The sequence below is a fragment of the Xenorhabdus ehlersii genome (assembly GCF_003610465.1).
In the GTDB taxonomy this organism is placed as follows: Bacteria; Pseudomonadota; Gammaproteobacteria; order Enterobacterales; family Enterobacteriaceae; genus Xenorhabdus; species Xenorhabdus ehlersii.
In genome coordinates this window covers 563,640-576,773 of the sequence record NZ_RAQI01000001.1, presented here as the reverse complement: position 1 = coordinate 576,773, position 13,134 = coordinate 563,640, and the positions used below count along the sequence as shown (strand labels likewise).

Annotated in this window: 12 protein-coding genes; 3 read left to right on the top strand and 9 right to left on the bottom strand. The window is 43.4% G+C overall.

From position 1 onward, the window contains the following. Positions 1 to 51 precede the first annotated feature (51 nt). Positions 52 to 1,764, top strand: coding sequence for a YbaL family putative K(+) efflux transporter (ybaL, locus tag BDE27_RS02740; protein WP_099132515.1), 1,713 nt, complete (start codon positions 52 to 54; stop codon positions 1,762 to 1,764). Between the two features lie 80 nt (positions 1,765 to 1,844). Here the strand turns inward: ybaL and BDE27_RS02735 are convergent, their stop codons facing one another. From BDE27_RS02735 to apt, 9 genes are all read right to left on the bottom strand, one after another. Beyond that, positions 1,845 to 3,155 carry an inosine/guanosine kinase gene (locus tag BDE27_RS02735; protein WP_099132563.1) on the bottom strand — a complete coding sequence of 437 codons (1,311 nt, stop codon included), beginning with the start codon at positions 3,153 to 3,155 and terminating at the stop codon, positions 1,845 to 1,847. A gap of 183 nt (positions 3,156 to 3,338) precedes the next feature. Continuing rightward, complete coding sequence (gene wzz(fepE) / locus BDE27_RS02730) at positions 3,339 to 4,451, bottom strand: LPS O-antigen length regulator Wzz(fepE) (protein ID WP_099132514.1); 1,113 nt, start codon at positions 4,449 to 4,451, stop codon at positions 3,339 to 3,341. Positions 4,452 to 4,622: 171 nt separating this feature from the next. Beyond that, positions 4,623 to 5,588, bottom strand: coding sequence for a ferrochelatase (gene hemH, locus BDE27_RS02725; RefSeq protein ID WP_099132513.1), 966 nt, complete (start codon positions 5,586 to 5,588; stop codon positions 4,623 to 4,625). A gap of 160 nt (positions 5,589 to 5,748) precedes the next feature. Next, positions 5,749 to 6,396 (bottom strand): adenylate kinase, encoded by a 648-nt coding sequence (gene adk, locus BDE27_RS02720; protein ID WP_099132512.1) that lies wholly within the window; start codon positions 6,394 to 6,396, stop codon positions 5,749 to 5,751. A 172-nt stretch (positions 6,397 to 6,568) separates the two neighbouring features. Further along, on the bottom strand, positions 6,569 to 8,458 hold the full coding sequence (gene htpG / locus BDE27_RS02715; protein WP_167450556.1) for a molecular chaperone HtpG: 1,890 nt from the start codon (positions 8,456 to 8,458) through the stop codon (positions 6,569 to 6,571). A gap of 201 nt (positions 8,459 to 8,659) precedes the next feature. Further along, entirely contained in the window at positions 8,660 to 9,268 is a 609-nt protein-coding gene (recR, locus tag BDE27_RS02710) for a recombination mediator RecR (protein WP_099132510.1), read from the bottom strand. After that, positions 9,268 to 9,597: a YbaB/EbfC family nucleoid-associated protein gene (locus BDE27_RS02705; RefSeq protein ID WP_038219125.1), complete on the bottom strand. Its 330-nt coding sequence runs from the start codon at positions 9,595 to 9,597 to the stop codon at positions 9,268 to 9,270. Before BDE27_RS02705 ends, recR begins: the two co-directional genes overlap by 1 nt. 47 nt (positions 9,598 to 9,644) lie before the next feature. Next, positions 9,645 to 11,627 carry a DNA polymerase III subunit gamma/tau gene (gene dnaX / locus BDE27_RS02700; RefSeq protein ID WP_099132509.1) on the bottom strand — a complete coding sequence of 661 codons (1,983 nt, stop codon included), beginning with the start codon at positions 11,625 to 11,627 and terminating at the stop codon, positions 9,645 to 9,647. 97 nt (positions 11,628 to 11,724) lie between these two features. Next, positions 11,725 to 12,276: an adenine phosphoribosyltransferase gene (apt, locus tag BDE27_RS02695; protein ID WP_099132508.1), complete on the bottom strand. Its 552-nt coding sequence runs from the start codon at positions 12,274 to 12,276 to the stop codon at positions 11,725 to 11,727. Between the two features lie 122 nt (positions 12,277 to 12,398). Here apt and priC point away from each other — a divergent pair, with 122 nt between their 5' ends. Both priC and rsmS read left to right on the top strand, forming a co-directional pair. After that, on the top strand, positions 12,399 to 12,941 hold the full coding sequence (gene priC, locus BDE27_RS02690; RefSeq protein ID WP_099132507.1) for a primosomal replication protein PriC: 543 nt from the start codon (positions 12,399 to 12,401) through the stop codon (positions 12,939 to 12,941). Between the two features lie 20 nt (positions 12,942 to 12,961). Next, entirely contained in the window at positions 12,962 to 13,126 is a 165-nt protein-coding gene (gene rsmS, locus BDE27_RS02685; protein ID WP_099132506.1) for a pleiotropic regulatory protein RsmS, read from the top strand. Positions 13,127 to 13,134 lie beyond the last annotated feature (8 nt).

The following is a 13,134-nucleotide window of genomic DNA, read 5'->3' as shown; positions in this document are numbered from 1 at the left end:
TACCTCACCTAACTACACAATTTATATACTCGCTACCCAGAAGGAGCCTTGATGGAGCACTCGACACCTCTTATCACGACCATTGTTGGCGGTTTTGTTCTTGCCTATCTGCTTGGCATGCTTGCGCAGCGCCTGAGAATCTCACCTCTGGTAGGATACCTCGTAGCAGGTGTACTAGCGGGTCCCTTCACTCCTGGTTTTGTTGCCGATACATCTTTAGCTCCAGAACTTTCAGAAATTGGCGTGATCTTGCTGATGTTTGGTGTCGGTCTACATTTTTCACTTAAAGATTTGTTAGCCGTCAAATCAATTGCCATTCCTGGTGCTATCGCCCAAATTGCAGTTGCAACCTTATTAGGCGCCGGATTATCAATGCTGCTCGGTTGGGGGTTACTCAACGGCATTGTATTTGGTCTTTGCCTGTCTACCGCCAGCACGGTAGTATTGCTCAGGGCATTAGAAGAACGACAGCTCGTTGATAGTCAGAGAGGACAAATTGCCATTGGTTGGTTAATTGTTGAAGATCTGGCTATGGTACTGACGTTAGTATTACTTCCTGCGGCAGCAGGAATTATGGACAGTCAAAACGCAAACATTGGGCAATTGTTGTTAAAGATATCTATCACAGTTGGAAAAGTTGTTGCCTTTATTTTGTTGATGATTTTCGTCGGACGGCGTGTCATTCCTTGGTTACTGGCGAAAACTGCTGGGACAGGTTCCCGTGAACTGTTTACGCTGGCTGTACTTGCCATTGCATTAGGTGTTGCTTATGGGGCGGTGACACTGTTTGATGCTTCATTTGCTCTCGGTGCCTTCTTCGCTGGTATGGTACTGAATGAGTCAGAATTGAGTCATCGGGCAGCGCAAGATACTTTACCGCTAAGGGATGCTTTCGCGGTTCTTTTCTTTGTTTCCGTTGGCATGTTGTTTGACCCTATGGTCTTACTCCAACAGCCTCTGGCGATTTTAGGAACCCTTGCCATTATTATCATTGGTAAGTCATTAGCTGCTTTGCTACTAGTCAGGATGTTTGGGCACTCACGACGTACAGCCCTAACCATTTCAGCCAGTCTCGCCCAAATTGGTGAATTTGCCTTTATTCTCGCTGGGCTTGGTGTCACGCTGGGATTCCTGGATGGGGAAGCCCGTAACCTTGTACTGGCTGGCGCCATCATTTCAATCATGTTAAATCCTGTTCTATTCAGCTTACTGGATCGCTATTTGGAAAAAACAGAAACCATTGAAGAACAATTACTCGAAGAAACACTGGAAGAAGAAACCCAGATCCCTGTCGATATTTGTGGTCATGCTATTGTGGTGGGTTATGGCCGAGTAGGGCATCAGCTTTGTCAGCGTTTACAAGAAAAAAATTTTCCAGTTGTGATCATTGAAGATACACGTGCCCGATTTGAAGAGTTAGGCGAAATGGGTATCAGTGCCGTAATGGGGAACGCCGCCAATAAAGAAATCATGGCTCTAGCAAGGCTCGATTGCGCTTGTATTTTATTCCTGACAATCCCTAATGGTTATGAAGCGGGTGAGATTGTTGCAAATGCCAGAGAAATCAGGCCAGATATCAATATTATTGTTCGAGCCCATTATGATGATGAAGTCACTTACATTACGGAACGTGGCACTAATCACATTATCATTGGTGAACATGAAATAGCACGGGCAATGGCTGATGCATTACCTGAATATGAAGAGGGTTGCCCAATAGAGCCACCATCATTACATTCACCAGCGACTTCATCTCCAACATAACTGACGAGCCAAGGAATATCCCCCATAACGTGGGGATATTCCCATAAAAACAATTAAGACAATATCTCAGGCTAGCAGAATCAACGTTCCCAGTAAGACTCTTCCAGACTATCTTCTTTCTCCGGCAACCCTCGGGTTAGACGCGGAGAATGCTGACTCAATACCTGATAACTCACTCTATTAGCGTACTTACATACCTGAGCCAAAGAAGAATAGGTTAAATAAGAGCGCGCATGTTTGCTGGAGTTAGGTACATTCATGCGATGATAATTGTTGGCAGTAATATCATGCAGCAATGCAGATAACGCGCCATCCCCAGCACCATTAGTATTCATGATTTTTTCAGGCCCTCCCATATAAGGTTCAATATGGGAATAAACCCGCATTGGATTTTGGCAATCCACTTTACGCATCGCCCGGCTGAATTCATAACGGTTAAATTCTGCAATCGCACCCGGTAGCAAAGGATGCAATGTTTGGCGCTTGTGCTCCTCCTCAGTGTAACCCGCCATATATAATCCAGCAGGTCCAGCGGTACATAACACCAAATCCACCCAATTTAGTGCCATGTCAGCCGCTAATAAAGGATCGCTGAAACCTGTCAATTCACAAGCTTCATCTTCATTCATTGCAACAACAGAAACATTTTCAGCCAAAAAATCACGCCACCATTGCGGATCATCAGCAATGACGTATTTTGTTCCTAACGTCAATACAACAGGCACATTATGCTTCTTCGCATATTCAATGGCTTTCATTGTTGCTTCCGGCATTGGCTCACCCGGTTTACAACGCACTAAATAAGCAGTAATCACCAAAGCTGACGCTTCCGCAATAATATGTTCAGGAATGCTTTCTGGGCGAAGCTGATTCATTAACCCCGGACTGATAGCAAATGTTCTTTCACCGTTTTCCGTTACTAAGGTAAAACAGCGGCCAATTGGGCCATCAACCCCCTGAAGGTGATTTAAATCCATACGACTGGAGGTATTGCAAAGATAACAATACGCATAACTTCCTATTTGGATGTTATTACACATCGCACCAAGCAGGACGGATTTATCGTCAGCCAGCACAGAATAGTTGTGCAAAGTATTGCCGATAGTGCCACCCGCAAATTCATGGCTGATAAGATTCTTCTCTGTCAGCTCCTTGTAAAGAGCCTCAGCTACATCATCTTCAATAACTAACGAATGTCCCTGGCTTAGGTTATAACGCTGGATAAAATCCTCATCAACTTTGGCTTCAATATCAACCAATGTCTGGTCAATACCAACAATATAGGCTTGATTATTTTCGGTATCCATCATCTCTTTGATGGGTTGGAGCAGAGGATCTCTTAAACTGACAGGAAAATAGTGTTTAGATTTACGTTTACCAGGGAATTTCATAATTAATTGTTGCGGTAGAGCTAAAATATGCAGCATGTTAGCATAATACAGTGTGTCACAATACCGAAGAGAAACAAAAAATACAGCGACAAAAATGAAGACAGCCAATGTTATTTCAACATTGGCTGTCAATACGTTAGCTATCAGAGCATTATCTATAACATATTCGAGTTATAAAGAATATTAAGCCTCTTGTTTCTGGCGACTACGTACCATGTGGCGAAACAGAACATACATGATGGATAAAATAAATCCGATAAAGCCAGCTCCAATCAAAATCAGCAAACGCTTAGGTGAATCTTTTGAAGTTGGCTCATAAGGTTCCTGCATATACTTGAATGGCACAAAATCAACGGTGTTCACATTCACTTTTTCCAAATTTTTGATATACAACTGACGGTTACGCAGGTCTGCATCAATCTTAGTTGAATCAGTAATTTCTTCAGTAATCTGTAACTTACGTTGCAGTGCATCAGAACCCAGCGCAATCGAATAATCCGGGTCATCCTTGATCATAGCCCCGCCATTTGATACTGGTTTTTTAATTCCGGCAGAATTAGCAAGAGAAATCGCATACTTCAATCGCTCAATATCTACACTGCGCATATTAGCGATACGTTCCAAATCGAGAGCATAAAGCTTTTGCGAGTATTCCAGTTTCTCATGAACCATATCACTCAGCTCCTCTTTCACTTGATCGCGAACCACCGAAGAAACGAATTTGATATAGCCACTTAATAGATTGTAAGCATCTTCTGCATTATCAGCACTGAAAGAGAGTCTGGCTTCATCGACAACTTCATCATCTTTCTCTTTCTTAGGTAAAGATATGACAATGTTGTTATTGACAATTCTCTCGATTAGTTTTCTTTTTTCCTGCTCAGAACTCTCTTGATTCTTAGCAAGCAAAGTCTTGAAGTAATCGGTATTAACCAAATATTCTTCACGTAATACACGTGAGTTATAATTTTCAATAAACCGCTTATACAGTGACCCTTCTGTGACTTTGGGATCTATGCTCAGAACATGTAAATCCGTTAATGTATTTTTCAATGGCTGAAACTCCTCCAGCCCTGGTTTCACTACAGCCGCTGTACTGGTCCATTTTTGTGGTAAAAATGACGCGATACCGAAACCAATAATTGCAAAGACAAAAGATACTGCAATGATCAAATATTTTGATTGGAAGAATATAGAGAATAGTTCAAACAAATCAATTTCATCCTCCCGCGCTGGAGGATAATAGTTTGCATGTTCTTGGTAAAAATCAGGGTGTTTAATAGGTTTATTACTCATTATCTATATGTCCAATCCAAATAATTTTGCTTTTCATTGATATGCAAGCCCTTTCTCTCGCTTATCGTATTCATTGGTTAAAAAACCATATCCTTAAAATCATACGACGATCGACAATCAATGTCGGCTATTCATCATGTGTGATAATGTCTCATAACTAGCAATTGCATGTTATTTCATGACATTATTTACCAATTGTTCAAGCAGAGAAATGTGGGCTTTATTATCATTAAGTGCAGAGATATATTCAAACTTTTTCCCACCAGCCTCTAAAAAGATAACTTTATTCTGTTGCTTAATCTCTTCCAACGTTTCCAAACAATCTGACGCAAACCCTGGACACATCACTTGAACATGTTCCACACCTTGCCTGGGTAATGATGCCATGGTTTTATCTGTATAAGGAGATAACCACGGTAAGCAACCAAAACGCGACTGATATGTCATCATAATTTTATCTGTGGGATAATCCAGTGCCTGACTCAACAGTTCAGTTGTCGCCTGACAATCTTGCGGATAAATATCACCCATCTTTGCCAGACGTTCAGGAATACCATGATAGGAAATAATTAACCGATCAGGCTGACCATGTTTTTCAAAACTCTGCTCAATGGTTTCCTTTAATGCCGCAATATAGGCAGGATGTGTGGCATAACTGCGAACAAAATGCAGGGTAGGAATTGTCCGATACTCCTGCAATATTTTACTGATCCTGTCAAAAACTGCTGCCGAAGTTGTACTGGAATATTGAGGATAAAGTGGCAGTATAATGAGAGCCTCAATGCCCTGTTGTAACAAACTCTCTACGGCCTGAGATAAAGAAGGGGAGCCGTAAGTCATTCCCAAAGCAACAGGGATATCCGCCAACTTTTCATCCAGCAATTTCTGCTGACGACGACTATACACTAATAAAGGGGAACCTTCTTCCATCCAAATTTCTTGGTAAAGCTTAGCAATTCGAGAAGCACGGAAAGGAAGAATAAGACCATTCAAGATAGGTTTCCAAATCAATGGCGAGATATCAACTACCCTTCTGTCACTCAGAAACTTTGCCAGATAACATCTTATTGCTGCTGGTGTTGGCGCATCAGGTGTACCAAGGTTCACTAATAGGACACCATACTTCTTGCTACTCATTCCTCAGAGCTCCATTAACATGACTGACAATCTAGTATAAAACATGAATGATAGTTACATGTAACATTTCATGGAGTAAATTTCTCTAGGTTAGCGTGAACTACAAAAAAGTCAGGCGGTATGAAGGCCGCCTGTTATAACAACTCAAGAGAACACGAAATCATTCGCCCAGAATATTAGCCAGCTCTGTGCTAACTTCCGCTACTTGACGAGTACCATCAAGTTTGAAGTATTTTGTGTTACCGGCCTGTGCTTCTTGCTGATAGTAAGAAACCAGAGGTGCTGTTTGTGCGTGATACTCAACCAGACGTTTACGGACAGTATCTTCCTGATCATCTTTACGGGTAGTCAGCTCTTCACCTGTAACATCATCTTTATTCTCCACTTTTGGTGGATTGAATTTGATGTGGTAAACACGACCGGACGGCGCATGCACACGACGACCAATAATACGTTCAACGATGATTTCATCAGGAACATCAAATTCCAGCACATAATCAACCTTGATACCAGCTGCTTTCATGGCATCGGCCTGAGGAATAGTGCGTGGGAACCCATCCAACAAGAAGCCACTATGACAGTCATCTTGTTTGATGCGCTCTTTAACCAATGCAATGACCAGCTCATCAGTTACCAGCTTGCCATTATCCATCAGCTCTTTTGCTTGCAAACCCAATTCGGTGCCAGCTTTTACCGCAGCACGTAGCATGTCACCTGTAGAAATTTGGGGAACCCCATATTTCTCCATGATAAATTGTGCCTGAGTCCCCTTACCGGCGCCTGGCGCGCCCAGTAGAATAATACGCATTGCGTAAATCCCCTTGCTATTTGCTTTTCATATTTTTTAAAGAAAACGTACCACCATACCATTTGAATAGGGGATGGCTCAAGAAAACAGGTAAACGTTTCCGCATTAACTAAAAAATAAACCACGCCTCATTTTTCGTTGAGGCGTGGTTTTTGTCATTATCTCAATAAGTTTAAGCTTTTTCAGCTAATAATAATTGATTCATCCGACGAATAAACTGGTTTGGATCATCCAATGTGCCACGTTCAGCAAATAGTGCTTGATCCAACAGCAATTCTATCCAATCAGCAAATTGAGCATCATCATCAATATCAGCCGCTTTCTTAACCAGAAGATGTTCCGGATTCAGTTCAAAGTTATAACTAACTTCTGGCGCAGTCTGACCCGCTGCTGCAAATAGCTTCGCCATTTGGGTGCTCATCGCATTGGCATCAGTGGTTACGATAGCGGGAGTATCTGTCAGACGATGAGTTAGCTTCACTTCTTTCACGCGTTCACCCAGCAGAGTTTTCACGCGCTCAACAAATGGCTCCAGTTTTTTGTCTGCTTCTTCTTGCTCAGCCTTGTTTTCATCCGCCAGTTTATCGAGGGATTTATCAGCCTTGCTGACAGACTGGAATGACTTACCATCGAATTCAGTCAGGTGGCTCATCATCCATTCATCAATGCGGTCAGACAGTAACAGAACCTCAATGCCTTTCTTACGGAACAGCTCTAAGTGTGGGCTATTCTTCGCCGCAGCATAACTATCCGCAGTAATGTAATAAATCCTCTCCTGCCCCTCTGCCATGCGGCCAACGTAATCTTCCAGAGAAACAGTTTGAGCGGAGCTATCATTATGAGTCGTAGCAAAGCGCAGTAACTTAGCAATAGCTTCTTTGTTTGCGCCATCTTCGGCTGGACCTTCTTTCATCACCAGGCCGAACTGCTGCCAGAAGGTCTGATATTTTTCTGCGTCGTCTTTTGCCAGTTTATCCAACATTTGCAATACACGTTTAGTCAGCGCGCTGCGCAGATTACGTGTGATTGAACTATCTTGCAAAATTTCACGGGAAACGTTCAATGGCAGGTCGTTGGAATCGATCAGACCACGGACAAAACGCAGGTAATTTGGCATGAACTGTTCAGCTTCATCCATGATGAATACACGCTGTACGTATAGTTTCAGGCCATGTTTATGTTCGCGGTTCCACATATCCCACGGTGCCTGGGAAGGGATATATAGCAGGCTGGTGTATTCCTGCTTACCTTCAACGCGGTTATGACTCCAAATCAAAGAGTCAGTAAAGTCATGGGAGATGTGCTTATAAAACTCTTGGTACTCTTCATCACTGATTTCAGCTTTATTACGAGTCCACAAGGCTTGGGCTTTGTTGATTTTTTCCCATGTAACGGTAACTGAGTCGTCTTCTTCGTTTTTAGTTTGGGTTTCAATTTCAACTGGCAAGGCAATATGATCAGAATATTTGCCAATGATAGAACGCAGACGCCAGTCATTAAGGAATTCGCTTTCCCCATCTCGCAGATGCAGGGTAATTTCTGTACCACGACCTGCTTTTTCAATATCAGCAACCGTGTAGTCACCTTCTCCCGTTGATTCCCAGAACACACCTTGTTCAGCGGGAGTTCCTGCTGCACGAGTACGTACGGTGACTTTATCAGCGACGATAAAGGCAGAGTAGAAGCCTACACCGAATTGACCAATCAATTGGCTGTCTTTTGCTTGATCGGAACCAATGGATTCAAGAAATGCTTTAGTACCAGATTTTGCAATCGTTCCCAGATTATCGATCACTTCATCACGGGACATACCGATACCATTATCGCTGATGGTGATAGTTTTCTGTTCTTTATCAAGAGACAGACGAACACGCAATTCACCATCATTTTCATACAGCTCAGGGGCAGATAATGCACGGAAGCGCAATTTGTCAGCCGCATCAGATGCGTTTGAAATCAGTTCACGGAGAAAAATTTCTTTATTGGAATAGAGAGAATGGATCATCAACTGCAACAGTTGTTTGACTTCAGACTGAAATCCACGGGTTTCCTGATCTTTCATGCTCATTTATTACCTCAATCTAAATCCAGTTCAGATATGTACAATCGGACGATGATCATCAAATGGGGATAGATACGGAGAGTTTCAAGCTAAGATAACAAGAAGAATGTAAAATTAGTTTGATAATCGGGTAAATCAGCTATGGATGGCGGCATAATCAGCAACACCATCCATAAAATCACCTACTAATTGGGAACAAAATCACAAGTTCGTGATTTTTTGACGGCCAGCCAGCGAATGAGACAGTGTTGTGCCATCCACCATTTCAAGCTCGCCACCCACAGGGACACCGTGAGCAATTCGACTGGCTGTCACACCATATTGAGAGCACATTTCTGCAATATAGTTTGCCGTTGCCTCTCCTTCGACAGTTGGATTAGTTGCCAGAATAATTTCTGACAAGGTTTCAGAAGATAAGCGTTCTTCTAAACGATCTAAACCAATATCCATTGGCCCGATACCATCCAGTGGCGATAAATGCCCCATCAGGACAAAATAACGTCCCGCAAACTGACCCGTTTGTTCGATGGCATGAATATCTGCAGGGCTTTCCACTACACAAATCTGACCATTCTGCTGACGACGGGGATTAGCACAAATTGTGCACTGTTCCTGTTCCGTGAATGTCCGGCAATCCTCACAGTGACCAATTTCAGACATCGCTCGTGTCAGTGCCTGTGCCAATCGCATCCCACCACTGCGATCTCTCTGCAATAGATGAAATGTCATCCGTTGTGCAGATCTTGGGCCTACGCCGGGCAAACAGCGCAGGGCTTCCATCAGAGATTCAAGAAGAGGACTGGTTTGCATTAGAATGGCATCTTAAACCCAGGTGGTAATTGCATTCCGCTGGAAACACTGGCCATTTTTTCTTTCTGGGTTTCTTCAATACGGCGAGCTGCATCATTGAATGCCGCTGCGATCAGATCTTCCAGCATATCTTTGTCATCGTCCATTAAACTTGGATCGATTTCAACCCGACGGCAGTTATGTGCACCATTAATAGTGATTTTTACCAAGCCCGCGCCAGATTCGCCTGTAACTTCCAGATTTGCAATTTCTTCCTGCATTTTCTGCATTTTTTCTTGCATCTGCTGGGCCTGTTTCATCAAATTGCCCAAACCACCTTTACCAAACATAATTCTCTCTCTTCGCTATAGCCACAGCATAAAATACACTACGGCAGTTAAACAGGCCGGATACTTTCTTCATCCAATTCTGCATCGAATAGTTGCTGAAGTGTTTGAATCGTTTTATCCGAAATAATGGATTGACGCGCTTGTGCCAATTTTTCTTCATAAATGGCTTGTCGCCACTCCAGAGGCGTTTTTACCGCAGGATTATCATCTTCAATGATATTGAGTTCAATAGGTTTTCCATGCAATGCACTTAATGCTTCGGTCAACACTTTCTGAGCCGATGCTGAATTAAGATGGCGCTGCTTTGAACGTAAATGCAGACAAAGACGATTTTCATCAATCTGTTCTTTAAATGCATTCAGTGCTACCTGCTGAACCAATTTTGGAATATGCAGTTTATCAATTTCCGCAGCCCATGGGTCCCTTTGTTTCGATTCAATGGCCAGCTTTTCTACCAATTCTGCTGTTTTCTCGTGTTCCAGCGCCGCTTTGATCGTTTTTGGTGTCGCAGTCGGGCGCTGTTTCTCTTCTCCAGTATTTGTTGCCCGCCAGCGATAAGCTTCTTTTTTTACCGAATTAACCGGCTTAGGCTCCCGTGTTTTAGGGATATGAGATTGAGACCGTTGTTCTGCCACCGCTACCAGTCGCTCCAGCGCCGAACTTGCCGGCTTCGCCTTCGCAGACTCTGCCGGCTCAGGCTTTTTTGGTGGCGTATTTCCTTGACGAGTCAGCGAACTTCTCGCTTGCAGTAGTTTCGCTGTTGGACTGTTTGCAACGGAAGACTCACTGCCCATTGATTGCGGTATTGTCTGCCCACGACACTCATTTTCTTCTTTATTTGAAGTAAATTGATTTGAAGATAACTGGGCCGAAGATGGTGCTACCCCAATTGGCGCTACAGGGTTTTCCACAGCAGCAGGTGGTAATATTTCCTCAATGACTGTTTTGGGATGAAAAGCCAAGGCGCGCAATAACGCCATCTCCACCCCCATCCGTCGTTCTGGTGCATAAGGAAGTTCCTTGCGTCCCACCAGTAACGCTTGATAATAAAGCTGCAAATCGGTCGGGGAAATTGCCCTTGCCAGCAAACGCAAGCGCCCTTCTGTTGAAGAAGGCTCACTTTCAGGTTGCTGAGGCAATAGCTGGAGCATGGCAATCCGATGCAACAGCGACAATGTTTCAACCAGCAGATTTTCCCAATCTACACCACGAGTTGCCACTTGTTCCACCAATGCCATCATTTGTTGACCATCTGCACGCACCAACGATTCAATCATCGCTAATGGTTGGTCATCATCCAGCGTTCCCAACATCTGGCTGACGATATCCGATGTCAGCTTCCCTCCACCAAGAGCAATGGCTTGATCCGTTAAACTCAAGGCATCACGCATACTGCCATCTGCTGCACGGGCAAGTAGCTGACGGGCACGAGCATCGCTTTCTATTTGCTCTGCATTAAGGACATGTTCCAATTGGCTACTAATTTGATCCACATCAAGTGTTTTCAAGTGGAATTGCAAACAGCGTGAAAGAATAGTCACTGGCAGTTTCTGTGGATCTGTTGTTGCCAAAAGGAATTTCACATGTTCTGGTGGCTCTTCCAATGTCTTCAACAATGCATTGAAACTATGGCGAGAAAGCATGTGAACTTCATCAATAAGGTAAACTTTGAAACGACCTCTGGCAGGCGCATACTGGACGTTGTCCAACAACTCGCGGGTATCTTCTACTTTTGTTCGGGAAGCAGCGTCGATCTCAATCAGATCCACAAACCGCCCCTGCTCAATTTCAAGACAATTGGTACACTGACCACACGGAGTCTTGGTTATACCCGCTTCGCAATTCAGTCCTTTTGCCAACAGACGTGCAATAGTGGTCTTTCCCACGCCACGAGTGCCGGAAAAAAGATAAGCGTGATGAAGGCGTTGGTGTTCGAGACCATTCGCCAATGCAGTCAGCACATGTTGCTGACCAATCACATCAGAAAATATTTGTGGGCGCCACTTACGGGCAAGTACCTGATAGCTCATGAATACCGAGGAAATTGAACATGACTGTCTAACATGCTAGCACAGCCTCACCACTAACGGCGAGGCTGATGTATCAATAATGCAAAAAACAGAATAATCAGTGACCGGGGAATTCAACGATAGTGTAGCTGTCAACGCCTTGTTTTTTCAAACGTTCAACACCACCTAAATCTGGCAATCCAATAACGAATGCTGCTTCGGAAACTTGACCACCCAGACGACGAATCAGACGAACCGTCGCATCAATGGTGCCCCCCGTTGCAAGCAGATCATCAATAACCAGAACTTTATCCCCTTCCTTGATGCTGCTTTTATGGATTTCCAATGTATCTGTACCATATTCCAGATCGTAAGTTTCGCTCAGCGTTTCACGCGGTAATTTACCTTTTTTACGAACAGGAACGAAACCAACCCCCAGTTGCAGTGCAACAGGCGCTCCGAATAAGAAACCACGTGCTTCAGTACCAACAATTTTCGTGATGCCTTTATTCTGATAACGAGCTACCAATAAATCTATCGTAGCTTGGTAGGCGGCTGGATTATCGAGCAATGTGGTAATGTCACGAAAAAGTATTCCCACCTTTGGATAATCAGGAATTGTTTCGATACTATCTTTAATTAATTGCAGTTGTTGTGCGTTAGCGGTCATAATTGATGCCAGCCAGGTTTAAAAAGAAAACAGTAAAATTTATTCAAACTACCGAAAAAAAGCAACTGCCAAGCCAATGAAAGGGCTTTAACAGACAGATTATTAATGATAATGAGATGCTAATGGGCATACAAAATTTATTAAGTGCGCTTGAAAAACAAGTCAGTACTCTGGAAAAAGAACTCGCTTTACTGCCTGATCCCCCTTTTTCCACTGCCCGTTTTGATAAAGTGTTATTTCACCACCGCAGCAATAAACTCGGTGGATACCTGCAAGAGATCAGACAAAATCTGGAACAATTGAAAGCCTGTGTAAGCGATTATCGGATTGAACAAGTGAAGTTCCTTGCCGAGCGTTTGGTAACACAAATCGAGGCACTTAAACGCGAGATATTGACCAAAGATCTACGAAAACAGGAAGATAAATTTGAGCGTCGATCACAAAAACAGGATCTTTATCAACGTCTGGCAGAACATCAAGATTATGAACGTCGTTTAATGGCAATGATTGATGACAGGGAATTACAGTTAAATAAGCAAACTACACTTGCCAATAAGCACAAACTGCAAAAAGAAATTGCAGCCTTGGCTGGCAGACTCACCCGCTGCCGTCAAGCATTAATGCGAATCGAGAAATCGATAGAAAAGCAAGAGCATTCAGATTAATCACAAAGGAAGAAGTAGCTATGGCTCTGGAACAAGCACCACCTGAAGTACAACTCGCAGTAGATCTTATTTATCTGCTTGAATGTAACGAAATTTCTCCTGCTATCGCGCTGGCAGCACTAGAAATCGTTAAACACGATTTTCAGGGGAAATTGAAAAAGCAGCCCCGGCAATCTGAGGAATAAACCCAACG

Coding starts and splice junctions, on each gene's coding strand:
- hemH (WP_099132513.1), bottom strand. CDS start 5,588: ATGAGTAGCAAGAAGTATGGTGTCCTATTAGTGAACCTTGGTACACCT.
- dnaX (WP_099132509.1), bottom strand. CDS start 11,627: ATGAGCTATCAGGTACTTGCCCGTAAGTGGCGCCCACAAATATTTTCT.
- ybaL (WP_099132515.1), top strand. CDS start 52: ATGGAGCACTCGACACCTCTTATCACGACCATTGTTGGCGGTTTTGTT.
- priC (WP_099132507.1), top strand. CDS start 12,399: ATGGGCATACAAAATTTATTAAGTGCGCTTGAAAAACAAGTCAGTACT.
- recR (WP_099132510.1), bottom strand. CDS start 9,268: ATGCAAACCAGTCCTCTTCTTGAATCTCTGATGGAAGCCCTGCGCTGT.
- apt (WP_099132508.1), bottom strand. CDS start 12,276: ATGACCGCTAACGCACAACAACTGCAATTAATTAAAGATAGTATCGAA.
- htpG (WP_167450556.1), bottom strand. CDS start 8,458: ATGAAAGATCAGGAAACCCGTGGATTTCAGTCTGAAGTCAAACAACTG.
- adk (WP_099132512.1), bottom strand. CDS start 6,396: ATGCGTATTATTCTACTGGGCGCGCCAGGCGCCGGTAAGGGGACTCAG.
- rsmS (WP_099132506.1), top strand. CDS start 12,962: ATGGCTCTGGAACAAGCACCACCTGAAGTACAACTCGCAGTAGATCTT.
- BDE27_RS02705 (WP_038219125.1), bottom strand. CDS start 9,597: ATGTTTGGTAAAGGTGGTTTGGGCAATTTGATGAAACAGGCCCAGCAG.
- BDE27_RS02735 (WP_099132563.1), bottom strand. CDS start 3,155: ATGAAATTCCCTGGTAAACGTAAATCTAAACACTATTTTCCTGTCAGT.